The sequence below is a fragment of the Rhodococcus wratislaviensis genome, assembly GCF_900455735.1.
GTDB lineage: Bacteria > Actinomycetota > Actinomycetes > Mycobacteriales > Mycobacteriaceae > Rhodococcus_F > Rhodococcus_F wratislaviensis.
On the sequence record NZ_UAUI01000027.1, the window covers coordinates 241,763 to 265,736 of the forward strand.

Below are 23,974 nucleotides of genomic sequence, written 5' to 3' on the forward strand. Positions count from 1 at the left end.
CACAGCTCGGTGCAGGTCCGAACAGGCACACGGGCGCCGGGCACGAGTACAGCGAAGGGATCACCACCACATGTCGTCACGTAGCGAGCTGCTGGAGCAGCCACTGCAATCCCGCCGCAACCACTGGAACAACTGGGTTGCGTCACACGCGGAGATGAAGCCCGATCAGGCCGCGTTCCGCTTTCTCGGCCACAGTACGACCTGGCGCGAATTGCACGACCGATCGGAGGCGCTCGCCGGCGCACTGTCCCGGCGCGGTGTGAACTTCGGCGACCGTGTCCTGCTGCTCACCCTCAACCGCACCGAGTTCTTCGAAGCGGTTCTCGCGATCAATGCCCTCGGTGCCATCGCGGTCCCCGTCAACTTCCGGCTCACCCCGCCCGAGGTCGCGTTCATCGCCCGCGACTCGGGGGCCCGTGCGGTGTTCACCGAGCCCGCGCTCGCGCCGCTGGTCGCCGCGGTCCGTCAGGACGTTCCCGAACTGAGCCTGGTCGTGAACATCGGCGCCGACACGGAAGCCGACGTGCTCGGTTACGAAGAACTCGTGTCGGAGGCCGGCCCGGCGTATGCGCCCGTCGATCTGCCCGAGGACACACCGTCCCTGATTCTCTACACGTCCGGAACGACGGGTACACCCAAGGGTGCGGTGCTGTCGCACTCGAACATGGTCGGACAATCCATCACCTGCATCCGCGCGATGCGCTACGACCGCGGCGACGACATCGGATTCCTCGCGTCCCCCGTGTTCCACGTGGCCGCACTCGGTTCCGTCGCCCCGATGCTGATGCTGGGCGGCACCACGGTGATTCACCCGCTCAAGGCGTTCAACCCCACCGAGATGCTCGACGTGTGGGAGCAGGAGCGGATCACGACGGTGTTCCTCGTGCCGGTGCAGTGGCAGGCCGTCTGCGCCGACCCGACCGTCCGGGGTCGCGATCTCGCCCTCCGCGTCATCAGCTGGGGGGCGGCGCCCGCCTCGGATACGGTGCTGCGCGCCATGGCGGACACGTTCCCCCGGGCTCTCATCGTCGCGGTGTTCGGGCAGACCGAGATGTCGCCCATCACCTGCGTGCTCGACGGGGACGACGCGATCCGCAAGCTGGGCTCGGTGGGCAAGCCGATCCCGACGATCCAGACGCGCGTCGTCGACGACGACATGAACGACGTCGCGCCCGGGACCGTCGGCGAAATCGTCTACCGCGGACCGACGATGATGCTCGAGTACTGGCAGAACCCGGCCGCCACGGCGGACGCATTCGCCGGCGGGTGGTTCCACTCCGGAGATCTCGTGCGGCAGGACGACGAAGGATTCGTCTACGTCGTCGACAGGAAGAAGGACATGATCATCTCCGGCGGCGAGAACATCTACTGCGCCGAGGTGGAGAACGTCCTGTTCGGACACCCGCGGATCCGGGAGGCCGCCGTCGTCGGCCGGCCCGATCCCAAGTGGACCGAGGTGCCCGTCGCCGTCGTCGCACTCGACGACGAGGGATCCGACCTGACCGTGGACGAACTCGCGGCGTGGCTCGACGACAAGCTCGCCCGGTACAAGCACCCGAAAGACGTCGTGATCGTCGACGCACTTCCCCGCAACGCCAGCGGCAAGGTCGTCAAAGGCGAACTCCGAAAGGCCCACGGCGCAACCGGCGTCGCGGTCGTCTGACCCCGTATCGACCATCTCGAGGCCGGTCGCCGCTCTGCGGTGACCGGCACCGGGGGAGGACCGCGTGACATTCGAGTTGCCACCCGCCAAAGGGCCCGTGAGTCATTTCGCCAACGAAGTCGGCGCACTCATCGGATTCTCGATCGCGACTACGGTGGCCGCGGTGCGAGTTCTGGTGCGGCGCAAACTGGCCTGGCGGGAACTGCTGGACCAGGCCTGGCGGATCGCGTCGGTCACCTCGGCGCCCGCCCTGCTGTTGATGATCCCCATCGGAGTCCTCATCGCCGTCACGATCGGTAGCCTCGCCGGTCAGCTCGGCGCCGAGGGGTACACCGGGGCGGTCGTGGGGTTCGTGATCGTCGGGCAGGCGTCCGCCCTGGTCTGCGCGCTGATGCTGGCCGGGGTCGGAGGTTCCGCGATCTGCGCCGACCTCGGCTCGCGGACGATCCGCGAAGAGGTCGAGGCCATGGAGGTACTCGGGCTCAACGTGATCGAGCGGCTCGTGGTCCCGCGAGTGCTCGCGGCGGTGATCGTCGGCGTCGCACTGTGCGCGATGGTCACCGCCGTCGGAGTGTCGGCCTGCTTCCTCTTCCAGGTGGTCGTCCAGAACAGTTCGGCGGGAAGCTTTCTCACCGCATTGTCCCAGTACACGCGGTTGTCGGACTTCGTGGTCGCCCTCGTCAAATCGATGGCGTTCGCGGTGACGTCGGCGCTCGTCGCCAGCTTCAAGGGGCTGCACGCCAAGGGCGGGCCCAGCGGTGTCGCCGACGCCGTCAACGAGGCCGTGGTCCTGGCCTTCATCCTGGTCTTCATCGTCAACACGGTGCTCAGTCAGCTCTATTCCGTTCTCGTCGTCCCGGTAGGTGGTTACTGATGGTCGTGAGCACCAGATGGCCCGCCGTGCACTGGGTGCGGGCCCGGTCCCGCCAGCCCCTCGACCTGATGACGGGGCTGGGCCGGGAATTCACGTTCTACGGCAGCGTCATCGCCGGAGTTCCCCTCGCCATCGTGAAGTACTGGCGGCACATCATGCGTCAGATCGGCGACATCAGTTTCGGCGGTGCCACGCTGCTCGCCGGCGGCGGAGCGATCGGCGTCGTCTTCGCGATGTCCGCCGTCGCCGCAACGCAGGTGGGCATCGAGGGGCTGCGCGGACTGGACCTGCTCGGCATGGGATCCCTGTCCGGACTTCTGTCAGCGATCCTCAACACCCGCGAACTGGCGCCCGTGATCGCCAGCATCGCGCTCGCGGCGAAGGTCGGAACCGGGTTCACCGCCCAGCTCGGAGCCATGCGCATCTCGGAGGAGATCAGCGCGCTGGACGCGATGGCGATCCGGTCGCTGCCGTTCCTCGCGAGCACACGACTCGTCTCGTGCCTGATCTGTGTGATCCCGTTGTACATCGTCGGCCTGCTGTCGTCGTACCTGGCTTCGCGGCTGGTGATCGTCACGTTCGGCGGGCAGTCGGCCGGAACCTACGACTACTACTTCCATCTCATGCTCACACCCACCGACGTCGTGTACTCGTTCGTCAAGGCTGTCGTGTTCGCGACGATCATCGCGCTCGTCCACTGCTCGTACGGGTACCACGCGTACGGCGGCCCGGAGGGCGTCGGCCGTGCGGCCGGACGCGCCTTGCGGACCAGCATCCTCGCCATCGGCATCGTCGACCTGCTGCTGACACTCTCACTGTGGGGACTCGTCCCGTCCGCCCCCGCCCTGGGGTTGCCGTGATGCGCGGCCGCCCGGGGGGACCGGGCAACGGCGCACTCGCCGTGCGAGGGGTGATCGGAGTGGCCGTCCTGATCCTGGGATCGGCATTGCTGGTCGGTTTCGGCACCGGTGCGATCGTCACCGATCCGGTGGTGACAGCGACGCTTCCGGCCGACGCCGGTGCAGTGAAGTCGCACACCACGGTGTCCTACAAGGGGGCGACCGTGGGGACCGTGTCGAGTGTCGACCCCGGAATGAACGAGACGGGTATGGACATCAGTCTCCGCCCGGAACAGATGCGTCACATCCCGGCGTCCGTCCAGGTGCGGGTCGTGCCCCGCACGCTGTTCGGCGACCAGACCGTCGAGCTGGTGTCGACCGCCGGAACCGGCGGCGCCCGACTCGAGGCCGGCGCGCGGCTGCAACCCGACACCTCGGCAGAGACCGTGCAGATGTACGACCTGTACTCGAAGGTCTACGACATGCTGTCGCGGGTGAAGCCCGAGCAGATGCAGGCCGCACTCAGCGCCGTCGCGGACGCGTTACGCGGCCGCGGCGAGCAGTTGGGGCACACCATCGACAGCCTCCACACGGTGGCGACATCGACCGCGCCGCTCGTCGAGTCGGTCGCGGAGCGGGCGCCGCAGATCGCCCGGATCAGTGAGCAGCTGGCCGCGGCCGCACCGGACGTCCTCGCCACCATGGACGCGGCGGTGTCCCTGTCGAGCACTCTCGTCGAGAACACCGACAGCTTCACCGGTTTCCTCGCCGCCTCACTCGTCGTGTCGAGGAACTCCGGCGACGTACTGGAACAGAACGCGGACAACATGATCGCGGTGGCCCTGAACGTCTCGCCGACCCTGGGCACCATGGCCAGCAAGTCCGATCTGCTGCGGGCCACCCTCGACGAGGCAGGCCCGTTCGGCGAGGCCGGCGCCGCCGTCTTCTCCACCGGCAAGTTCGCGGTCCGCGTTGCCGCGGACCTGTCCAACCCGCGGCCCTACACGTCGGCCGACTGCCCGCGGTATCCCGGCGTGGACGGACCGAACTGCGGGGGAGGTGGCGGCGGATGAGCGTCCGGAACTCGGCAATCAAACTGGCGATCTTCGCCGTTCTCGGCATCCTCTCGGCAGTGCTCGTGGTGAACACTCTGCGGGTGCCGGTCGAGGGGCAGACCGTGACGTACAAGGCGTTGTTCACCGACGCCCAGGGTGTCACTCCCGGCAGCGACGTCACCATCGCCGGCGTGCGGGTGGGACGCGTCGATTCGATCGACATCGTCGACGGCGACGCCGGAAGTGCTACCGCCCTGGTGGACTTCGAGGTGCAGCGCGATCAGGAATTGCCCGCCGACACCACCGTCGCCATCCGATACGGCGACCTGCTGGGGGTCCGGTATCTCGATCTCGCGGCCGGGCCGTCGGGCGAGGGCACGCTCGGGGAGGGCGACACGATCCCGCTCGACCGAACGTCGCCCGCACTCGATCTCACCAGTCTCTTCAACGGATTCAAGCCACTGTTCGACGCCATCGACCCGAAACAGGTCAACGCACTCGCCACCGAAGTCGTCGCCGTGTTCGACGGCAGGAAGACGAGCATGGAAACTCTGCTGCGCAGGGTGGCCGACGTCACCGGCAATCTGGCGAATCACGACCAGCTGATCGGCGATCTCATCCGCAACCTCGAGGTGGTGGTGGGCACGGCGGCGGCGCGGGGTCCCGAGCTGTCCCACCTCGTCGACAGCCTCACCCAGTTCACCGGAATGCTCGCCGAGAACAACGAGGTTCTCATGGACACCCTCGATCAGAGTGCGGCGGTGAGCCGCTCGGCGCTGCAGATCGTGGACGGGCGCGTCCCGGAACTCAGCCGCACCGTGCAACAGTTCCATTCGCTGACGGGGGCGATGCTGGGCGCCAACCCGGAATTCGATCACCTGATGGTGGCCATGCCGCAATTCTTCTCGTCCGTCGACCGCTCGGGCTCGTACGGCTCGTGGCTCAACATCTACCTGTGCACCTTCATCGTCAACGTCGACGGTCGCGAAGGCGCCCTCGGTCCCGACCTGCATTCGAGGTACTGCCAATGAGTGTCACCGAGAAGGTGCGCGACGTCTGGGACTCGCTGGCCGGAAATCAGCGAGTGCGGCCCGTCAACCCGCTGATCGTCGGGATCGCAGGAATTCTCGCGGCAACACTGGCGCTGGCGCTGGTTCTGGTGATCCCGCGGGTGAGCTTCGCCGTGCGGACCGACGGCTACACGGCCGAACTCGCGAACGCGGCGGGCCTGACCGATTCGGACTACGTGTACGTGGCGGGTGTCCCCGCCGGCCGGGTCACCGGAGTGGACCTGGCGGGCGATCGCGTGGTCGTCCACTTCCGGCTCGACGGTGAACGTCACCTCGGATCGACGACGTCCGCGGGGGTGAAGCTGTCGACCATCCTCGGCAAGCGATATCTGGACGTGGCACCGTCGGGGCCGGGAGACCTGGAGGACGACGGGGTGATTCCACTCCGCCGCACCAGCGTTCCGTACTCACTCGACGACATCGGGGCGTCCGCGATCGAGACGGCGGACGAACTGGACCTCGGGGGACTGCAGAAGATGCTCGCTGTCGTGACGGACACGTTGCCGCAGGACGCGAACCTCAACCGGGAGGCACTGGCGGGTGTGAGTGCGGCATCGGCGATCCTGGCGAAGAACGCCGATCAGGTCACGCAACTACTCGACAGCTCGCGGACCCTCACTGACGTGCTGGTCGGTCAGCAAGATCAGCTCACCACCCTGCTCGGCAACGCGGACGTCGTGATGAACACGCTCGCCACCCGGCGTGCGGCCATCCGCCAGATGGTCGACGATCTCCAGGCGCTCGTCGCACAGGCATCCCAGTTCCTGGGCGAGAACACCGCCGAGCTGGATTCACTGCTCGCGAACGCGAGACAGGTGACGGACCGGCTGCAGGCGAACCTCGCGAACCTCGACGCGCTCCTGACCACGGGTGCGCCGGCCGCGAGGGCACTCGTGAACGCGACCGGGACCGGTGACTGGGCCGACGTCTCGGCGCCGTCGGCCGTGATCGCCGATAACCTGCTCTGCGTCGTCGGGCTGATCACGGGGTGCTCGTGAACGCGGGCATCGCGCGCAGGGCCGCCGGGATCGGCGGCGTGCTCGCCCTCGTGGTGGCGATCGTCGTGGCCGGCTGGCTGCTGATCTTCCGCACCTCGTCCACCGTCGTGCATTCCGAATTCGCCTACGTCAACGGCGTGTTCCCCGGCACCAAGGTCTCGGTGCTCGGTGTTCCGGTGGGCACCGTCGAGGCGGTCGTGCCGAGAGGTGCGACCGTGATGGTCACGATGTCCGTCGCGTCGGACGTCGTGCTGCCCGCGGACGCGAACGCGTACGTGCTGGTGACGTCCGCGATCGGTGAGCGCTTCGTGGAACTCGGTCCCGCGTACACCGGCGGCCCGGTGTTCGAGAGTGGGCAGACCATTCCACCCGAACGCAGTCATTCGCCCATCACCTGGGACCAGTTGATGGACAGCGTCGACACCGTCGTCGAGGCGCTCGGCCCGGACGGAGGCGACGCCGGCGCCGCGATCTCCGCTGCCGCCGCGTCCACGGACGGCCTCGGTCCCGCGATGAACGACGCCATCCGCACACTGTCGCAGGCGAGTTCGGTGATCGCAGGCAACAGCGCGGACGTCGGCGCGCTCGTCGACAACCTCGAGGTGCTCGTGAACACGATCTCGTCGCGTCAGGCGCAGGTCGAATCACTCGCCGGTTCGCTCACCGCGATCGGTGACGAGTTCGCCGGCCAGCAGTTCGCGATCGGCGACACGGTGAACCAGTTGTCCGCGCTGCTGAACCAGATCGACCAACTCGTGTCCGCCAGGGGCGGCGACGTCGCCGCCGGCATCGACAACCTCGCCGGAGTGAGCGAGGTGCTGCAGAGGCACGAGACCGACCTCGCCGAGATCATGGATCTGGTGCCCTTGCTGATCGACAACATTCAGCGCGCGGTCACCCCGGACCAGCGCGCCCGCATCCGGCTGAACATCTCCACCAACCTGGCGCAGGCCGAGCCGACGTCCCCGCTCTGCGCGGTAGTCGATCCGATCCTCTGCCGCGGAGCGGGAATCACCAACCCGATTCAATTTCCGCCCAGCATGTCCGACCCGTTCGGGTTGCGCGAACTCATGGTCGGAGGACGATGACGATCCGGACGAAAACGAAGTCGCTGACGGCGGCGCTGATCGTCGGTGTGACGCTGCCCGCCGCAGGGTGTTCGCTGAGCCTGCAGGATCTGTCGGTGGGCCGTTCGCCGGACGGTCCGTCGTATCAGATCTCCGCGCAGTTCGACGGAGTCGATCGCGTGGTCCCAGGCGCCGAGGTCCGGGTGGGTCAGGAGGTGGTGGGCCGCGTCTCGGACGTGTCGACCCGGGACTTCACCGCTCACATCGAGATGCGGATCCGCGACGACGTCCCGATACCGCGGGATGCGACGGCCCGGATCGAATTGCCCACGGCCCTCGGCAATCCCTTCGTCCGGCTCGACGTCGGGGACGCGGCGGGCGCGCCGATGAGCGAGGGCGACACCATCCCCTTGGATCGGACGTCGCGCGGTCCCGACATCGAGAGCGGCCTGGCCGCGCTGGCCACCGTGCTGAACGGCAGCGGCATCGACCAGATGCACGCCATCATGAACGAATTGACCGTCGCCTTCACGGGCCGCTCGGACAAGGTCCGGGAACTGGTGGACATGCTGAACGACACACTGGGCGTCGTCGACGACCATCGGGACGAACTCGACCGGGCGATGGTGGCGTCCAATGCCTTCGCGGCGGAACTCGCCGCGGGGCAACCGACCCTCGATCGGGCCCTGACCGGCCTCGCGCCTGCAGTGGATCTCCTGGTGTCGCAACGAGATCAGATCGTCGCGCTGATGGGGGAGGCGTCCCGTCTCAGTCGCGAGGCACAGCACGTCCTCGGCAGCGCCGGATCCGAACTGTCGGCCGAGATCAGCGACGCGGGAGCCGTGCTCACGGCACTCGACGGGTTCGAGTCACAACTCGCGCCGACGTTGAATTCGGTGGCGACGTTCCTCGGCGGATTCGCCGCGGCCACACCCGGCGACTACACGACGTTCGACGGAACGTTCGACGTCACCGCCGTCATCGCCAAGTTGCTCACCGGATCGGCTCCGCTCGAGGTGCCGGAAGCCCGCACGCTGCCCGAGGTACTCGGCGGAGGCGTCCGATGATGACACGTCACGTGGTGGCGCAGTTGGTCCTGTTCCTCGTGATCTCGATCGCCGCGATGCTGTTCGGGCTGCGGTACGTCGCCGGCCCGGACACGTTCGGAAGTCCCATTCACCTGAGTGCCCGGCTCGACCACGCCGCCGGCCTCGCCCAGGGAGCGTCCGTCAATTATCGCGGCGTCGGAGTGGGCACGATCAGCTCCGTCGACGTGAACCCCGAAGGGACGGGCGTCGTCCTCGGCATCGAACTGCATCCCGGAACCCGGGTGCCTGCCGGTTCGACCGCGAAGATCACCACCGAGAACGCGATCGGCATCCAGGCGCTCGACATCATGCCCGACGGCGCGGACCCGCCGTACCTCGCGGACGGCGACGTCGTCGAGGTTCCGGAGGAAGGAATCCCGCGCTCGCTCGACGCGACCCTCGTCGAAACCACCAACCTCGTGAACTCGATGGACGTCACCGCTCTGTCGTCGCTGGCCGACACGTTCGGCACCGCCTTCGGGGGCACGGGACCCGACCTGCAGAACCTGCTCGACGGTTCCGCCGAGATCGCCCGGACACTCGAAACCCGCACCGACGCATTGTCGACCATCGTGAACGAGGGCATGCCGCTCCTGGACACCGCGGACGGCCTCACCGCCGCTCTGCCGGAATCGGCGAGCACCGCCCGGAGCGTCCTCGAACAGTTGCGGGCCCACGACTCCGCGCTCGTCGACCTGCTCGGGCGCTCGCCGCAGACGATGGCCAGCCTGGACTCGTTGCTGTCGGGAAATCGGGACTCACTGGGCGCCCTGATGGCGAATCTGGTTCTCCCCACCCGGATCGTCGGTGACCGTACACCCTCCCTCGACTACGGCCTGACGATCATCCCCGGCGCGCTGCCGAAGATCGCGTCGATCGAGAAGGGCGGACTCGCCGACCTTCTTCTGGTCGGAACGCAGGGGCCGATGTGCGTGTACGACGCCCCGCGCCGTCTGGTGACCGATGCGGAACCGAGTCAGCCTGCCCTGGATTGGACGTGCCAGTCGCAGCAGTACCTGGAGCAGCGGGGCGCCGTGAACGTTCCACGACCGGACGACCTGGGTCAGGAGAACGCGACGAGGAACGGCGGCGTCTACGGACCGCCGGCCGCGGACGATCCGCTGGTGATCGAACCCCCACTCACGGGGCACACCCCGCGCTAGGTCCGCGCACGAGCCGAGGAGAGAACATCGATGAGTAGACCGACGGGTGACGCGGCGGCCGGCGTCGACACGGCTGGCCGTATCAGGAGACTCACCCAGGCCGCACTCAATGCCGACGTCACGATCGGCCGCGTCGACGGGGTGGCACACGAGATCGGGACGTCCCTCGACGAATTCGCCCGCGTGCTGGGCAGGTTCGACGCGTTGCTGGACAGGTTCGCCGACGGCCTCGACACCTTCGCCGGCACGGTCCGGTCGGTGGACGGCGTCGTCGGGTCGCTGGCGGCAACGGAGCAGGATCTCGACGAGCTACTGCTGCGCGTCGGCAGGATCGTCGAGACGGTCGACTGGCTGCTGACGCCTGCAACGGCGGTGCGTCACCGGTTGGCGGGCATCAGACTCTTCTGAACTCGGGGGGGATGAGAGGGGGCTACGCCGGGTTGCCCGCGGCCCGGCGATAGCCGCGCACCGCGGGGTAGGTGAAGATCAGCAGCCCGGCAAGCGACCATGCGACGGTCTTGAGCAGTGGTTCCGCGACGGGTCCGCCCATCGACAGTCCCTTCATCGCGTCGATTGCGCACGACATCGGCTGGTTCTCCACGAACGGCTGAAGCCAGGTGGGGTAGGCGCCGGTGGGTACGAATCCCGAGTTGAAGAACAGCAGTAGCGTGCACAGCAGGGAGAGGAGTTCGACGAGCGGCGCCTTCGCCGCGTTGACGGCGAGTGCGGTCACCATCGTCGCGAAACTCACCCCGAACAGCAGCGGCAGCAGCATCAATGCGATACCGGCGAGAATGCCCTGATCGAACCGGAACCCGATGGCGAAACCGACGGCGATGATCAGCACCGTGGTGAGCATGATCCGCACGGATTCGGCCATCAGACGGCTCAGCAGGCCCGACGCGCGGTGGACGGGCAGCACCCAGAACCGGCTCAGAAGCCCGTCCGCCCATTCCTTCTTCAGCGACAGACCGCCTGCGATGGATCCGAACATCGCGCCGACGAGCGTGATCATCGGAACGGTCCCGTACACGCTGTTGACCCCGGTGGCCTTGGTGATCGAGATCCCGAGCACCGCCCAGAACATCAGCAACATCAACGACGGGTACACGATCGCCTGAAGCATGGTGTACGGGTCGCGCGCCCAGCGGAGCAGAAGTCGTCTGGTCTGCAGCAGGCTGTGTGAGAAGAGCGCGGCGAAGGAGTTCTCCGGGTGGGGTTCGAGCACCTCGGGGAATGTCACCGTCGCCGGTGTGTCGGATCGGTACTCGGTGGTCATCCGCGCCTCACATTCGACCAGATCGACAACGGAATGAAGACCAGTGCCAGCCCTCCGCACCACAACAGGGTGGGTGTCAGCTGCTGGAACGTGATCGTGCCTTCCGTCATGGCACGCATGGACGAGGAGAACTGCGAGATGGGCTGATTCCGCACGAAGCCCTGTGCCCACTCCGGGAACTGCGTCACCGGAACGAAACCGGAGGAGAACATGCCGAGGATCAACTGGGGGAGTGTCAACGCCTGACTGGTGACCTCGGGGCTCCGGGTCAGGGTGCCGAGTGCGTCGGCGCCCGTCGTGAGCGTGAACCCGATCAGCATCGCCAGACCGCAGAACGCCGCGGTCAGCGCGAAGCCGCCTGCGAACCGGAAGCCGATCGCATATCCGTATCCGATCGCGGCGACCAGAGAGATCGTCGAGTGCACGAGGCAGGCGGTCATGCGCGATGCCAGTGGGACCGCCGCCCCGACCGGCATCGTCTGGAACCGGGCGTTCATTCCGTTCGACGCCTCGGTGGCCGCGCGGTGCGCCGCCGAGATCGCGGTGAACGCCATGGCCTGCAGGACGATGATCGGCATGACGAACTGCGCGTAGTCGATGCCCTGGAACTTCATCACCAGGCGCAGCGGTAGGTAGAAGCCGATGGTGAAGATCAACGGCGCCAATACCGCGATGAAGAACTGACCGAATACCCACATCGTGTGCAGGTTCCGCTGGGACAGCGCAATCCACTGCTGGACGGTCGAGGGATGTGGTCGCCGGTGCCTGCCCTCGAGGGCACTCTCGAATCCGAGCTGGGCGGGCGCCGTCACGACGGCAGGCTCTCGTCGACGCGGACGTGACCGGTGAGGGAGAGGAAGACGTCGTCGAGGGACGGGCGCCGCAGCGCGATGTCGGCGAGTGTGACCCCGGCGAGGTCGAGGCGGCGCAGAACCTCGGCGAGGGTCTGGGCGCCGTGTTCGGCGGGAATCGACAACCGGTCGGTGCCTTCTTCGATGACCCGGCCGGGTGGGCACAGGCTCGTGAGGATCTCCCGGACGCGCGGCAGGTCGTCGAGACTCACCGGGACGACCTCGCAATAGCTTCCGCCGGTCCGGGCCTTCAGTTCGTCGGCCGTGCCCTCGGCGATCACGGTGCCCTTGTCGATGACGACGATGTTGTCGCTCAGCAGGTCGGCCTCTTCGAGGTACTGCGTGGTCAGCAGGATCGTGATGCCCTGCTCCTTCAGCGCGGACACGAGGGACCACACGCCCTGACGGCTGCGGGGGTCGAGGCCGGTGGTGGGCTCGTCGAGGAACACCACCTCGGGGCGGATCACCAGGCCACAGGCGATGTCGACGCGCCGGCGCATACCTCCGGAATATCCGGACACCTTCCGGTCGCCGGCCTCGATCAGATCGAACTGTGTCAGTAGGTCCTGCGCGCGCGATTTCGCGGACGCCTTGGGCAGGCCCATCAGGCGGCCGAAGAGCACCAGATTCTCGCGGCCGGTCAGCGACTCGTCGAGTGCGGCGTACTGGCCCGTCATCATGATGCTGCGACGGACGTTCGCCGACTCCTCGACGACGTCGTGTCCGGCGACGAACGCGCGGCCCGCATCGGGTCGCAGCAGAGTGGACAGCACGTTGACGGTGGTGGTCTTCCCTGCGCCGTTGGGGCCCAGGATGCCCAGGACCGTGCCGCGGGGCACCTCGAAGCTCACACCCCGCAACGCTGCTACGTCACCGAAGGATTTCTCGATTCCCTCGACAAGAACGGCGGTGTCAGCTGCTGGCATGTCCCGAGTATGTCACGCGAAGAGGGTGATCAAGGCAGACCGGGGAACACCTTCGCGTCCGAGGAACGGGAGGGGAAATCTTCTGTAACGCGTGAAGACAGGTACGCGATGAATGCCGGACGTCTGTACCACTTCGGCCTCGGCGAGCACCGCGGAAACCGGTCCCGTCCGGCCGGAAGGTCGTGCTGTGCCGCGACGTTCCGGCTCCGGGGATGTGCCACACGGCAATTCGGGTCGCTTCCGCGAACTCCAGGACGAATGTGACCTTCGACATGCGCCTTTCGCGTTCTACCGCGGCGTGACCCACGTCGTGATGTCGGCGTGGACCACTTCTACCCCTTGTCCGTCGAAAATGCGCACCGGCACGACGACGTCGGCGCCCGCGGTGATCGCGGTGAAGTCCGGCAGCTCCGGCAGTTCCGCGACGGCGCGCAGCGTTCCGTTCGCCTTGGCGAGGTAGTCGACCGTCATCGATTTCGGGATCCACCGGTGGGTCGAGGGCACGGTCGCCTCGGACAGCATGCCCATGGCGGCCTCGGCGAGGTTGCACGCCGCGATCGCGTGGAACGTGCCCAGGTGGTTGCGGACGCCCCACCATTTCGGGGCGCGGACCTCGCAGCGGCCGGGCCGCATCTCGACGACGCGGGGGAGTACCGAGCCGAAGTAGGGGACGCGGAGACACATGCCGACGGAGAAGAGGGCATGTCCGAGCGCGTTGTCGGGGAGCTTCTGCCACGCGGCGTACGTGGGACTCGAGGTCGTCATCGCCACATCTTACTTCAGAGTAAGTTTAGGCGATGGTGGGAGGGATGGAGCCCGGTTTGAAGTCTCCCGCCCGGTACGGCATACTGGTCGGGTTGCCTTGTCTGGGACGCGATCGTTTGCGGCCCGAAACAGGTGGGGTGAAACGTCGCGGTGTAGATCACTATGACCTGCTCGCGGCCACATGCAAGACGGAAGCAGTACCTACTGGCACTCGAATTCGAGTGCATCCGGTACGCGTTCCCGGCCCGAAAAGCTGAAAAGTTCCGGGTCGGAGAATGAGTGGGAGGGCGACACGCCCGACCGCGTGTACCGGAGAACCATGACAGATGAACAGCGGCAGCGGATCGGGTGTGTCCCGGTCGCCTAGCGTTCGGACAGTTGCGGCCCAGGTAAGGGACTGTGCAGACGAGGTAGTTCGGCCCGACTCGGGTGGGACTACGAAACGCGGCAAGAAAAGGACACTAAGCGTGGCGGGACAGAAGATCCGCATCAGGCTCAAGGCCTACGACCATGAGGCGATCGACGCGTCAGCGCGCAAGATCGTCGAGACGGTGACCCGTACCGGGGCCCGCGTCGTTGGACCCGTGCCGTTGCCGACCGAAAAGAACGTGTACTGCGTCATCCGCTCGCCGCACAAGTACAAGGACTCGCGCGAGCACTTCGAGATGCGTACTCACAAGCGGCTTATCGACATCCTCGACCCGACGCCCAAGACGGTTGACGCGCTCATGCGCATCGACCTTCCGGCCAGCGTCGACGTCAACATTCAGTGAGCGCGGCGGAGACAAAAACAATGACTGATACCAAGATCAAGGGAATCCTGGGCACCAAGCTCGGCATGACCCAGGTCTTCGACGAGAACAACCGGGTCGTTCCGGTCACCGTCGTGAAGGCCGGACCGAACGTCGTGACCCAGATTCGTACCGAAGAGCGTGACGGCTACAGCGCCGTGCAGCTCGCGTTCGGCGCCATCGACCCGCGCAAGGTGAACAAGCCGACTTCCGGCCAGTTCGCCAAGGCCGGCGTCACCCCGCGCCGCCACGTTGTGGAGCTCCGCGTTGCCGACACCTCGGAGTACGAGGTCGGCCAGGAACTTACCGCCGAGGTCTTCGAGGACGGCGCCTACGTCGACGTCACCGGAACCAGCAAGGGTAAGGGCTTCGCCGGAACCATGAAGCGGCACGGCTTCGCCGGTCAGGGTGCATCGCACGGTGCGCAGGCCGTTCACCGTCGCCCCGGTTCCATCGGTGGTTGCGCCACTCCGGGCCGCGTGTTCAAGGGCATGCGCATGTCCGGCCGCATGGGTAGCGACCGCATCACGACGCAGAACCTCTCCGTTCACAAGGTGGACGCCGAGAACGGCCTGCTGCTGATCAAGGGTGCGATCCCCGGCCGCAAGGGTGGCCTCGTGATCGTCAAGAGTGCAGTGAAGGGTGGTGCACGAGCATGACCAGCACCGAGACATCGACGACCAAGCTGACGCTGGACGTCAAGGTCGCCGGCGGCAAGACCAACGGCACCGTCGATCTCCCCGCGGAGATCTTCGACGCGCCTGCCAACATCGCGCTTCTCCACCAGGTTGTCGTCGCGCAGCTCGCTGCTGCACGTCAGGGCACCCACGCCACCAAGACCCGCGGCGAGGTTCGCGGCGGTGGCAAGAAGCCGTACCGCCAGAAGGGCACCGGCCGCGCTCGTCAGGGCTCGACCCGTGCGCCGCAGTTCGCCGGCGGTGGCACCGTCCACGGCCCGCAGCCGCGCGACTACAGCCAGCGGACCCCCAAGAAGATGAAGGCCGCCGCCCTGCGCGGAGCCCTCTCCGACCGGGCCCGCAACGAGCGCATCCACGTGATCACCGAACTGGTTGCCGGTCAGACTCCGTCCACGAAGACTGCCCGCACCTTCCTCGGCGAGATCTCGGATCGCAAGAAGGTCCTGCTCGTCGTCGGACGCGAGGACATCGCGGCCTGGAAGAGCGTGCAGAACCTGGACGGCGTGCACCCCATCGCACCCGACCAGCTCAACACCTACGACGTGCTCAACAGCGATGACGTCGTGTTCAGCGTCGAGGCGCTCAACGCGTTCATCCACGGGCCCGCCGAGACCGCCCAGGAAGAGAACAAGGAGGAGGGCAAGTGAGCACCATCGCCGATCCCCGCGACATCCTGCTCGCCCCGGTCATCTCCGAGAAGTCCTACGGACTGATCGAGGAAGGCACCTACACCTTCCTGGTGCACCCGGACTCGAACAAGACGCAGATCAAGATTGCCGTCGAGAAGATCTTCGGCGTCACCGTGACCAGCGTCAACACCGCCAACCGTCAGGGCAAGCGCAAGCGGACCCGGTTCGGTTACGGCAAGCGCAAGGACACCAAGCGCGCGCTCGTGACCCTCTCGGCCGACAGCAAGCCCATCGAGATCTTCGGAGGACCGGTCGCGTAAAGCGCCCGGGACTTGACGAGACATAGAGGACGAGAAGACTCATGGCAATCCGTAAGTACAAGCCGACTACCCCGGGCCGTCGTGGCTCGAGCGTCTCGGACTTCGCCGAGATCACTCGGTCGACCCCCGAGAAGTCGCTGGTTCGCCCGCTCCACGGACGCGGTGGACGTAACGCACACGGTCGTATCACCACCCGGCACAAGGGTGGCGGACACAAGCGCGCCTACCGGCTGATCGATTTCCGTCGCAACGACAAGGACGGCGTGCCGGCCAAGGTCGCTCACATCGAGTACGACCCCAACCGCACCGCGCGTATCGCCCTGCTGCACTACGCGGACGGCGAGAAGCGCTACATCATCGCCCCCAAGGGCCTGGTTCAGGGTGCTCCGGTCGAGTCCGGCGCAGGCGCCGACATCAAGCCCGGCAACAACCTGCCCCTACGCAACATCCCGACGGGTACCACCATCCACGCGGTGGAACTCCGCCCGGGTGGCGGCGCCAAGATGGCCCGCTCGGCCGGATCCAGCATCCAGCTGCTCGGTAAAGAAGGCACCTACGCCACGCTGCGTATGCCGTCCGGCGAAATCCGTCGTGTCGACGTTCGCTGCCGCGCCTCGATCGGTGAGGTCGGCAACGCCGAACAGTCGAACATCAACTGGGGCAAGGCCGGCCGTATGCGCTGGAAGGGCAAGCGCCCGACCGTCCGTGGTGTCGTGATGAACCCGGTCGACCACCCGCACGGTGGTGGTGAGGGTAAGACCTCCGGTGGTCGCCACCCGGTCAGCCCGTGGGGCAAGCCCGAGGGCCGCACCCGCAAGAACAAGGCGAGCGACAAGCTCATTGTCCGTCGTCGCCGTACCGGCAAGAACAAGCGCTAGGAGGGAGTGAAGGATGCCACGCAGCCTCAAGAAGGGCCCGTTCGTCGATGACCACCTCCTCGCGAAGGTGGACGTGCAGAACGAAAAGGGAACCAAGCAGGTCATCAAGACCTGGTCCCGTCGTTCCACGATCATCCCGGACTTCATCGGCCACACGTTTGCGGTTCACGACGGCCGCAAGCACGTCCCCGTGTTCGTTTCCGACTCGATGGTCGGACACAAGCTCGGAGAGTTTGCACCGACCCGCACGTTCAAGGGTCACATCAAGGATGATCGGAAGGCGAAGAGGCGATGAGCAACACCGAAACCGCCAACCCGACCGCCAAGGCAGTAGCGCGCCACGTGCGCGTCACGCCGATGAAGGCGCGTCGTGTTGTGGACCTGGTCCGCGGGCGTTCGGTTGAAGACGCCCTGAACATCCTGAAGTTCGCGCCGCAGGCAGCGAGCGAGCCGGTCGCCAAGGTGATCGCCTCCGCAGCAGCCAACGCCGAGAACAACCTCGACCTCGACCCGAGCACGCTTGTCGTCGCCACGGCGTTCGTGGACGAGGGCGCGACCCTCAAGCGGTTCCAGCCGCGTGCACAGGGACGTGCGTTCCGTATCCGCAAGCGCACCAGTCACATCACCGTGATCGTGGAGAGCCTGCCGAAGACCGGAACATCGACCCGTAATCGCCGGAAGGGAAGTGCTCAGTAGTGGGCCAGAAAATCAACCCGCACGGCTTCCGCCTCGGCATCACCACCGACTGGAAGTCTCGCTGGTACGCAGACAAGCAGTACGCGGAGTACGTCAAGGAAGACGTCGCGATCCGTAAGCTCCTCGCCACCGGCATGGAGCGCGCGGGCATCGCGAAGGTCGAGATCGAGCGCACCCGTGACCGTGTGCGTGTGGACATCCACACCGCTCGCCCGGGCATCGTCATCGGCCGCCGCGGCGCCGAAGCCGATCGCATCCGTTCCGAGCTCGAGAAGCTGACCGGCAAGCAGGTCCAGCTGAACATCCTCGAGGTCAAGAACGCCGAGGCCGAGGCTCAGCTCGTCGCACAGGGTGTGGCCGAGCAGCTCTCGAACCGTGTCGCCTTCCGTCGCGCCATGCGCAAGGCCATCCAGTCGGCCATGCGTCAGCCGAACGTCAAGGGAATCCGCGTTCAGTGCTCCGGTCGTCTCGGCGGCGCCGAGATGTCCCGGTCGGAGTTCTACCGCGAAGGCCGTGTGCCGCTGCACACGCTTCGCGCGGACATCGACTACGGCCTCTACGAGGCCAAGACCACCTTCGGCCGCATCGGCGTGAAGGTCTGGATCTACAAGGGCGACATCGTCGGTGGCAAGCGTGAGCTGGCCGCCAACGTGGCTGCTCCCGCAGGCGACCGCCCGCGCCGTGAGCGTCCGAGCCGTCCCCGTCGTTCCGGTGCCACCGGCACCACCGCGACCAGCACCGAGGCCGGCCGCGCAGCGACCGCCACCGCCGATGCACCCGCTACGACTGAACAGAAGGAGGGCTGACGCATGTTGATCCCACGGCGGGTCAAGCACCGCAAGCAGCACCATCCGAGCCGTTCGGGTGCCGCCAAGGGTGGAACCCAGGTGACCTTCGGTGACTACGGCATCCAGGCTCTCGAGCCGGCCTACATCACCAACCGGCAGATCGAGTCCGCTCGTATCGCCATGACCCGGCACATCAAGCGTGGCGGCAAGATCTGGATCAACATCTTCCCGGATCGCCCCCTCACTAAGAAGCCGGCCGAAACCCGCATGGGTTCCGGTAAGGGTTCGCCCGAGTGGTGGATCGCGAACGTCAAGCCCGGTCGCGTGATGTTCGAGATGAGCTACCCCAATGAGGAGATCGCTCGTGAGGCCCTGCGCCGCGCGATGCACAAGCTCCCGTGCAAGTGCCGGATCGTGACAAGGGAGGAGCAGTTCTGATGGCTACTGGAACCCCAGCCGCAGAGCTCCGCGAGCTCACCGAAGAAGAGCTGGTCACCCGGCTTCGTGAGTCGAAGGAAGAGCTGTTCAACCTTCGTTTCCAGATGGCCACGGGTCAGATGGACAACAACCGTCGACTTCGTACCGTTCGTCACGAGATCGCGCGTATCTACACCGTTCTGCGTGAGCGTGAGCTCGGGCTGGCCGTTGGTCCGGACGCAGGTGACGCGGCATGAGTGAGGAAAAAGCAGTGAGCACTGAAGAGCGCGGCAGCCGCAAGGTCCGCACCGGATACGTCGTCTCCGACAAGATGGAGAAGACGATCGTGGTCGAGCTCGAGGACCGGGTCAAGCACCCGCTCTACGGCAAGATCATCCGGCGCACCAGCAAGGTGAAGGCGCACGACGAGAACGGCGTCGCAGGCATCGGTGACCGCGTGCAGCTGATGGAGACCCGTCCGCTGTCCGCGACCAAGCACTGGCGTCTCGTCGAGGTCCTCGAGAAGGCCAAGTAAGAAACCGAATTATGCATCCAGTACGATGGTGGGGTTGCCTTGCGGCAGACGCACGGCAACCCCACCGTTGTGCCGCCCACCCGGGCGGCCCCTCTCGCAGGGCACGGGTGCAGACCGCGCACGTCGGGTCGGAAATCTGCCGTGCAACAGTCCAGGTCAAGGAGAAGTAAGTGATTCAGCAGGAGTCGCGGCTGCGCGTCGCCGACAACACGGGTGCCAAGGAGATTCTCTGCATCCGCGTTCTCGGTGGTTCGTCTCGCCGCTACGCCGGGATCGGTGACATCATCGTCGCCACCGTCAAGGACGCCATCCCGGGTGGAAACATCAAGAAGGGCGAGGTCGTCAAGGCCGTCATCGTCCGTACCACCAAGGAACGTCGCCGTCCGGACGGGTCGTACATCAAGTTCGACGAGAACGCCGCCGTCCTCATCAAGCCGGACAACGATCCCCGTGGCACCCGCATCTTCGGCCCCGTCGGCCGTGAGCTGCGTGAGAAGAAGTTCATGAAGATCGTCTCGCTCGCCCCGGAGGTGCTGTGATGAAGGTGCACAAGGGTGACACCGTGCTGGTCATCGCCGGCAAGGACAAGGGCGCGAAGGGCAAGGTCATCCAGGCCTACCCCGCGACCAACAAGGTCCTCGTCGAAGGCGTGAACCGCATCAAGAAGCACACCGCGGTTTCCGCGAACGAGCGCGGAGCTTCCTCCGGCGGCATCGTCACGCAGGAAGCCCCGATCCACGTTTCCAACGTCGCGGTCGTCGACTCGGACGGCAACCCCACTCGCGTGGGCTACCGGACCGACGAAGAGTCCGGCAAGCGCGTTCGGATTTCCCGGAAGAACGGGAAGGACATCTGACATGACCTCCACTGAGAACAAGATCCAGCCGCGCCTGAAGACTCGCTACCGCGAGGAGATCAAGGCTGCGCTGAACACCGAGTTCGACTACGCCAACGTGATGCAGATCCCCGGCGTCGTCAAGGTCGTCGTCAACATGGGTGTCGGTGACGCCGCGCGCGACGCCAAGCTGATCAACGGTGCCGTCAACGATCTCGCTCTGATCACCGGTCAGAAGCCCGAGATCCGCAAGGCACGCAAGTCCATCGCGCAGTTCAAGCTCCGCGAGGGAATGCCGATCGGTGCCCGCGTCACGCTGCGTGGCGACCGCATGTGGGAGTTCCTGGACCGTCTCGTGTCCGTCGCGCTTCCCCGCATCAGGGACTTCCGCGGCCTGTCGGGCAACCAGTTCGACGGCAACGGCAACTACACGTTCGGCCTGAACGAGCAGTCGATGTTCCACGAGATCGACGTGGACAAGATCGACCGCCCGCGCGGCATGGACATCACCGTGGTGACCACCGCGACCAACAACGAAGAAGGCCGTGCCCTGCTGAAGCACCTCGGCTTCCCGTTCAAGGAGAACTGAGCTAATGGCTAAGAAGGCATTGGTCAACAAGGCCAACAAGAAGCCCAAGTTCGCGGTGCGCGCCTACACCCGCTGCCAGCGCTGCGGCCGTCCGCACTCGGTGTTCCGCAAGTTCGGCCTGTGCCGAATCTGCGTCCGTGAGATGGCGCACGCCGGCGAGCTGCCCGGCGTTCACAAGAGCTCCTGGTGAGCCGGTGACGCCGTTGCCCTCTCCGGCGGCGGCGTCACCCCCACAGACTTCCGGTTCGTAACCTCGGACCGGGAAACGTAAGACCTACTTCGCGATAGGCCTGCGCCGGAAACGGCAGAGGGAACCGTTGTGAGAAAGGTAGAGGTCAACCTCATGACCATGACCGACCCCATCGCAGACTTCTTGACGCGTCTGCGCAACGCCAACACGGCGTACCACGATGAGGTGAAGTTGCCCCACTCGAAGATCAAGGCGAACATCGCCGAGATCCTCAAGCGCGAGGGTTACATCGCCGACTACCGCACCGAAGACGCCGAGGTGGGCAAGACCCTCATCGTCGACCTGAAGTACGGCCCGAGCCGTGAGCGCAGCCTTGCCGGCGTGCGTCGCGTCTCCAAGCCCGGTCTGCGTGTGTACGCGAAGTCCACCAACCTGCCCAAGGTTCTGGGCGGCCTCGGCGTGGCGATCATTTCCACGTCCACCGGCCTGCTCACCGATCGCCAGGCGGCCAATCAAGGAGTGGGCGGGGAAGTCCTCGCCTACGTCTGGTAAGGGAGGCCACCACAATGTCGCGTATTGGAAAGATTCCCGTCACCGTCCCCGGCGGCGTCGACGTCTCGATCGACGGCCAGGACGTCACGGTCAAGGGTCCCAAGGGCACGCTGGCCCTGACGATCTCCGAGCCGATTGCCATTGCGAAGAACGACGACGGCACGCTCAGCGTGACCCGTCCGGACGACGAGCGTCGCAGCCGCGCGCTGCACGGCCTGTCTCGCACCCTGGTGCAGAACCTCATCACCGGTGTCACCGACGGTTACACCACCAAGATGGAGATTCACGGCGTCGGTTACCGCGTCGCTCTCAAGGGCAAGGACCTCGAGTTCGCACTCGGCTACAGCCACCCGGTCCCGATCGAGGCTCCGGAAGGCATCACCTTCGCGGTCGAGTCGCCCACCAAGTTCTCGGTGTCGGGCATCGACAAGCAGAAGGTCGGGCAGATCTCGGCCAACATCCGTCGTCTCCGTCGTCCGGACCCGTACAAGGGCAAGGGCGTGCGTTACGAGGGTGAGCAGATCCGCCGCAAGGTCGGAAAGACGGGTAAGTGATATGAGCCAGACTGCAAACCAGAAAGCCAAGCGGATTCCGCTCGGCAAGGATGCGTCCACGAAGCGTCGCCTGTCGAAGGTGCGTCGTCACTTCCGTCTCCGCAAGAAGGTCTCCGGCACGCCCGAGCGTCCCCGCCTGGTCGTCAACCGGTCCTCGCGCCACATCCACGTCCAGCTCGTGGACGACCTCGCAGGCCACACCCTGGCTGCGGCGTCGACCACCGAGGCCGACGTGCGTGCAGCGGACGGCGACAAGAAGGCCCTCAGTGCGAAGGTCGGTCAGCTGATCGCCGAGCGCGCGAAGGCAGCCGGTGTCGAGGCCGTCGTGTTCGACCACGGTGGACACGGCTACCACGGTCGCATCGCGGCCCTTGCGGACGCAGCTCGCGAAGGCGGGTTGAAGTTCTGATGACCAAGACCGAGTACATGAACGGAAGGACAGCCTGATGCCGGGACGTCAGAGGCGTGACGGCGGAAGCGGACCCGCCGGACAGAATGGCCCCAACACCGGGGACAACCGCGGCGGCGGCGACCGTCGTGGTGGCGGTCGCGACGATCGTCGCGGCGGACAGTCGGCCGAGAAGTCGAACCACATCGAGCGCGTCGTCACGATCAACCGCGTGTCGAAGGTCGTCAAGGGTGGTCGTCGCTTCAGCTTCACCGCTCTGGTGATCGTGGGCGACGGCAACGGACTCGTCGGCGTCGGCTACGGCAAGGCCAAGGAAGTTCCTGCGGCCATCCAGAAGGGCGTCGAGGAGGCTCGCAAGAGCTTCTTCCGCGTTCCGATGATCGGCAGCACCATCACGCACCCGGTTCAGGGTGAGGCCGCAGCGGGCGTCGTCATGCTGCGTCCGGCAAGCCCCGGTACCGGTGTCATCGCCGGTGGCGCGGTGCGTGCCGTGCTGGAGTGCGCCGGTATCCACGACATCCTGTCGAAGTCGCTCGGTAGCGACAACGCCATCAATGTCGTGCATGCGACCGTTGCTGCGCTCAAGGGTCTGCAGCGTCCCGAGGAAGTTGCGGCTCGCCGCGGTCTCCCCCTCGAAGACGTGGCACCCGCCGGCATGCTGCGTGCGCGCGCACAGGCTGGGAGCGTGAAGTAATGGCCGAACTCAAGGTCACTCAGATCAAGAGCACCATCGGTACCAAGCAGAACCAGCGGAACTCGCTGCGCACCCTCGGCTTGAAGGGCATCCGTCAGACGGTTGTCCGCGAGGACAATGCCCAGAACCGCGGTCTGATCAACGTGGTGCGCCACCTCGTCACAGTTGAGGAGGTCTAACCATGACCATCAAACTGCATCACCTGCGCCCCGCGCCGGGAGCCAAGTCCGACAAGATTCGTGTCGGTCGTGGTGAAGGCGGCAAGCGCGGCAAGACCGCCGGTCGCGGCACGAAGGGCACCAAGGCCCGCAAGAACGTGCCCGCCGCCTTCGAGGGTGGACAGATGCCGCTGCACATGCGTCTGCCCAAGCTCAAGGGCTTCACCAACCCGTTCCGCACCGAGTACCAGGTCGTCAACGTCGGCGACATCGCCCGTCTGTTCCCCGAGGGTGGACAGGTCACGGTCGAGGACCTCGTTGCGAAGGGTGCCGTTCGCAAGAACCAGCTCGTCAAGGTTCTCGGCGACGGCGACCTGACTGTCGCCGTCCAGGTGACGGTCGACAAGTTCACCGGCTCCGCCAAGGAGAAGATCGCTGCTGCCGGTGGTACCGCCACCGAGCTGTGAGCTATCACCGCTAGCCAGTAGATGGCCGCAGTACAGCCTCGCGCTGTACTGCGGCCATTTGCGGCTGTACGGGCAGCACTGCCGCAGGTCTCCCAACTGTGCGTTCAGTTGCCACTGTTAGAGTTCTAGAGTTCAT

At 66.1% G+C, this 23,974-nt stretch carries 35 protein-coding genes; 31 read left to right on the plus strand and 4 right to left on the minus strand.

Annotated features, from left to right (window positions below; translation table 11 throughout):
• Positions 1–70: 70 nt before the first annotated feature.
• The 10 genes from fadD5 to DTA22_RS32940 all read left to right on the plus strand — a co-directional run bounded on the left by fadD5 (position 71) and on the right by DTA22_RS32940 (position 10,225).
• Positions 71–1,663, plus strand: a complete 1,593-nt coding sequence (gene fadD5, locus DTA22_RS32895) for a fatty-acid--CoA ligase FadD5 (protein ID WP_112302209.1) — start codon at positions 71–73, stop codon at positions 1,661–1,663.
• 64 nt (positions 1,664–1,727) lie between these two features.
• On the plus strand, positions 1,728–2,537 hold the full coding sequence (locus DTA22_RS32900) for an MlaE family ABC transporter permease (protein ID WP_005239607.1): 810 nt from the start codon (positions 1,728–1,730) through the stop codon (positions 2,535–2,537).
• The gene (locus tag DTA22_RS32905) at positions 2,537–3,397 is read left to right on the plus strand and encodes an MlaE family ABC transporter permease (RefSeq protein ID WP_037244668.1); all 861 of its coding nucleotides are present in this window, start codon (positions 2,537–2,539) and stop codon (positions 3,395–3,397) included. Before DTA22_RS32900 ends, DTA22_RS32905 begins: the two co-directional genes overlap by 1 nt.
• Positions 3,397–4,449 carry an MCE family protein gene (locus DTA22_RS32910; RefSeq protein ID WP_112302210.1) on the plus strand — a complete coding sequence of 351 codons (1,053 nt, stop codon included), beginning with the start codon at positions 3,397–3,399 and terminating at the stop codon, positions 4,447–4,449. The genes DTA22_RS32905 and DTA22_RS32910 overlap by 1 nt, the downstream gene beginning before the upstream one ends.
• Positions 4,446–5,462, plus strand: a complete 1,017-nt coding sequence (locus DTA22_RS32915) for an MCE family protein (protein WP_112302211.1) — start codon at positions 4,446–4,448, stop codon at positions 5,460–5,462. The genes DTA22_RS32910 and DTA22_RS32915 overlap by 4 nt, the downstream gene beginning before the upstream one ends.
• Positions 5,459–6,499 (plus strand): MCE family protein, encoded by a 1,041-nt coding sequence (locus DTA22_RS32920; RefSeq protein ID WP_112302212.1) that lies wholly within the window; start codon positions 5,459–5,461, stop codon positions 6,497–6,499. Before DTA22_RS32915 ends, DTA22_RS32920 begins: the two co-directional genes overlap by 4 nt.
• On the plus strand, positions 6,496–7,587 hold the full coding sequence (locus DTA22_RS32925; protein WP_245973312.1) for an MCE family protein: 1,092 nt from the start codon (positions 6,496–6,498) through the stop codon (positions 7,585–7,587). Before DTA22_RS32920 ends, DTA22_RS32925 begins: the two co-directional genes overlap by 4 nt.
• A complete protein-coding gene (locus DTA22_RS32930) occupies positions 7,584–8,633 on the plus strand; it encodes an MCE family protein (protein ID WP_112302214.1) in 1,050 nt (349 codons plus the stop codon). The genes DTA22_RS32925 and DTA22_RS32930 overlap by 4 nt, the downstream gene beginning before the upstream one ends.
• On the plus strand, positions 8,630–9,817 hold the full coding sequence (locus tag DTA22_RS32935) for an MlaD family protein (RefSeq protein WP_112302215.1): 1,188 nt from the start codon (positions 8,630–8,632) through the stop codon (positions 9,815–9,817). The genes DTA22_RS32930 and DTA22_RS32935 overlap by 4 nt, the downstream gene beginning before the upstream one ends.
• Before the next feature lie 30 nt (positions 9,818–9,847).
• Positions 9,848–10,225, plus strand: a complete 378-nt coding sequence (locus DTA22_RS32940) for a hypothetical protein (protein ID WP_112302216.1) — start codon at positions 9,848–9,850, stop codon at positions 10,223–10,225.
• A gap of 22 nt (positions 10,226–10,247) precedes the next feature.
• On the opposite strand, the gene DTA22_RS32945 is transcribed toward DTA22_RS32940, so the two are convergent.
• The 4 genes from DTA22_RS32945 to DTA22_RS32960 form a co-directional block, all read right to left on the minus strand.
• Positions 10,248–11,096: an ABC transporter permease gene (locus DTA22_RS32945; RefSeq protein WP_112302217.1), complete on the minus strand. Its 849-nt coding sequence runs from the start codon at positions 11,094–11,096 to the stop codon at positions 10,248–10,250.
• On the minus strand, positions 11,093–11,908 hold the full coding sequence (locus DTA22_RS32950; protein ID WP_112302218.1) for an ABC transporter permease: 816 nt from the start codon (positions 11,906–11,908) through the stop codon (positions 11,093–11,095). The genes DTA22_RS32945 and DTA22_RS32950 overlap by 4 nt, the downstream gene beginning before the upstream one ends.
• Complete coding sequence (locus DTA22_RS32955; protein ID WP_112302219.1) at positions 11,905–12,873, minus strand: ATP-binding cassette domain-containing protein; 969 nt, start codon at positions 12,871–12,873, stop codon at positions 11,905–11,907. The genes DTA22_RS32950 and DTA22_RS32955 overlap by 4 nt, the downstream gene beginning before the upstream one ends.
• Before the next feature lie 288 nt (positions 12,874–13,161).
• Positions 13,162–13,638, minus strand: a complete 477-nt coding sequence (locus DTA22_RS32960; RefSeq protein WP_037245003.1) for a hotdog fold domain-containing protein — start codon at positions 13,636–13,638, stop codon at positions 13,162–13,164.
• Positions 13,639–14,105: 467 nt separating this feature from the next.
• Here DTA22_RS32960 and rpsJ point away from each other — a divergent pair, with 467 nt between their 5' ends.
• The 21 genes from rpsJ to rplO all read left to right on the plus strand — a co-directional run bounded on the left by rpsJ (position 14,106) and on the right by rplO (position 23,838).
• Complete coding sequence (gene rpsJ / locus DTA22_RS32965; protein ID WP_003938093.1) at positions 14,106–14,411, plus strand: 30S ribosomal protein S10; 306 nt, start codon at positions 14,106–14,108, stop codon at positions 14,409–14,411.
• 20 nt (positions 14,412–14,431) lie between these two features.
• Complete coding sequence (gene rplC, locus DTA22_RS32970) at positions 14,432–15,088, plus strand: 50S ribosomal protein L3 (protein ID WP_009479366.1); 657 nt, start codon at positions 14,432–14,434, stop codon at positions 15,086–15,088.
• Entirely contained in the window at positions 15,085–15,774 is a 690-nt protein-coding gene (gene rplD / locus DTA22_RS32975) for a 50S ribosomal protein L4 (RefSeq protein WP_037244693.1), read from the plus strand. Before rplC ends, rplD begins: the two co-directional genes overlap by 4 nt.
• Positions 15,771–16,076, plus strand: a complete 306-nt coding sequence (rplW, locus tag DTA22_RS32980; RefSeq protein ID WP_005239632.1) for a 50S ribosomal protein L23 — start codon at positions 15,771–15,773, stop codon at positions 16,074–16,076. The genes rplD and rplW overlap by 4 nt, the downstream gene beginning before the upstream one ends.
• Before the next feature lie 41 nt (positions 16,077–16,117).
• Positions 16,118–16,954 carry a 50S ribosomal protein L2 gene (rplB, locus tag DTA22_RS32985; protein WP_005239633.1) on the plus strand — a complete coding sequence of 279 codons (837 nt, stop codon included), beginning with the start codon at positions 16,118–16,120 and terminating at the stop codon, positions 16,952–16,954.
• A gap of 13 nt (positions 16,955–16,967) precedes the next feature.
• A complete protein-coding gene (gene rpsS, locus DTA22_RS32990) occupies positions 16,968–17,249 on the plus strand; it encodes a 30S ribosomal protein S19 (protein WP_003940820.1) in 282 nt (93 codons plus the stop codon).
• Positions 17,246–17,650, plus strand: coding sequence for a 50S ribosomal protein L22 (rplV, locus tag DTA22_RS32995; protein ID WP_005239634.1), 405 nt, complete (start codon positions 17,246–17,248; stop codon positions 17,648–17,650). The genes rpsS and rplV overlap by 4 nt, the downstream gene beginning before the upstream one ends.
• A complete protein-coding gene (gene rpsC, locus DTA22_RS33000) occupies positions 17,650–18,456 on the plus strand; it encodes a 30S ribosomal protein S3 (RefSeq protein WP_005239635.1) in 807 nt (268 codons plus the stop codon). The genes rplV and rpsC overlap by 1 nt, the downstream gene beginning before the upstream one ends.
• A 3-nt stretch (positions 18,457–18,459) precedes the next feature.
• On the plus strand, positions 18,460–18,876 hold the full coding sequence (gene rplP, locus DTA22_RS33005) for a 50S ribosomal protein L16 (RefSeq protein WP_005239636.1): 417 nt from the start codon (positions 18,460–18,462) through the stop codon (positions 18,874–18,876).
• The gene (gene rpmC, locus DTA22_RS33010) at positions 18,876–19,112 is read left to right on the plus strand and encodes a 50S ribosomal protein L29 (RefSeq protein ID WP_005239637.1); all 237 of its coding nucleotides are present in this window, start codon (positions 18,876–18,878) and stop codon (positions 19,110–19,112) included. Before rplP ends, rpmC begins: the two co-directional genes overlap by 1 nt.
• On the plus strand, positions 19,109–19,390 hold the full coding sequence (gene rpsQ / locus DTA22_RS33015) for a 30S ribosomal protein S17 (RefSeq protein WP_005239638.1): 282 nt from the start codon (positions 19,109–19,111) through the stop codon (positions 19,388–19,390). Before rpmC ends, rpsQ begins: the two co-directional genes overlap by 4 nt.
• A gap of 170 nt (positions 19,391–19,560) precedes the next feature.
• Positions 19,561–19,929, plus strand: a complete 369-nt coding sequence (gene rplN, locus DTA22_RS33020) for a 50S ribosomal protein L14 (RefSeq protein ID WP_005239639.1) — start codon at positions 19,561–19,563, stop codon at positions 19,927–19,929.
• Positions 19,929–20,246: a 50S ribosomal protein L24 gene (rplX, locus tag DTA22_RS33025; protein WP_005239640.1), complete on the plus strand. Its 318-nt coding sequence runs from the start codon at positions 19,929–19,931 to the stop codon at positions 20,244–20,246. Before rplN ends, rplX begins: the two co-directional genes overlap by 1 nt.
• Position 20,247: 1 nt before the next feature.
• Positions 20,248–20,814: a 50S ribosomal protein L5 gene (rplE, locus tag DTA22_RS33030; RefSeq protein WP_005239642.1), complete on the plus strand. Its 567-nt coding sequence runs from the start codon at positions 20,248–20,250 to the stop codon at positions 20,812–20,814.
• Positions 20,815–20,818: 4 nt separating this feature from the next.
• Complete coding sequence (locus DTA22_RS33035) at positions 20,819–21,004, plus strand: type Z 30S ribosomal protein S14 (RefSeq protein ID WP_005239644.1); 186 nt, start codon at positions 20,819–20,821, stop codon at positions 21,002–21,004.
• A gap of 153 nt (positions 21,005–21,157) precedes the next feature.
• Entirely contained in the window at positions 21,158–21,556 is a 399-nt protein-coding gene (gene rpsH, locus DTA22_RS33040; protein ID WP_005239657.1) for a 30S ribosomal protein S8, read from the plus strand.
• Positions 21,557–21,570: 14 nt separating this feature from the next.
• Complete coding sequence (rplF, locus tag DTA22_RS33045; protein WP_005239658.1) at positions 21,571–22,110, plus strand: 50S ribosomal protein L6; 540 nt, start codon at positions 21,571–21,573, stop codon at positions 22,108–22,110.
• 1 nt (position 22,111) lies between these two features.
• Positions 22,112–22,519, plus strand: a complete 408-nt coding sequence (gene rplR, locus DTA22_RS33050) for a 50S ribosomal protein L18 (protein ID WP_005239660.1) — start codon at positions 22,112–22,114, stop codon at positions 22,517–22,519.
• Between the two features lie 37 nt (positions 22,520–22,556).
• The gene (rpsE, locus tag DTA22_RS33055) at positions 22,557–23,213 is read left to right on the plus strand and encodes a 30S ribosomal protein S5 (protein WP_005239662.1); all 657 of its coding nucleotides are present in this window, start codon (positions 22,557–22,559) and stop codon (positions 23,211–23,213) included.
• Entirely contained in the window at positions 23,213–23,392 is a 180-nt protein-coding gene (rpmD, locus tag DTA22_RS33060; RefSeq protein ID WP_005253859.1) for a 50S ribosomal protein L30, read from the plus strand. The genes rpsE and rpmD overlap by 1 nt, the downstream gene beginning before the upstream one ends.
• 2 nt (positions 23,393–23,394) lie before the next feature.
• Positions 23,395–23,838: a 50S ribosomal protein L15 gene (gene rplO / locus DTA22_RS33065; protein ID WP_005239667.1), complete on the plus strand. Its 444-nt coding sequence runs from the start codon at positions 23,395–23,397 to the stop codon at positions 23,836–23,838.
• Positions 23,839–23,974 lie beyond the last annotated feature (136 nt).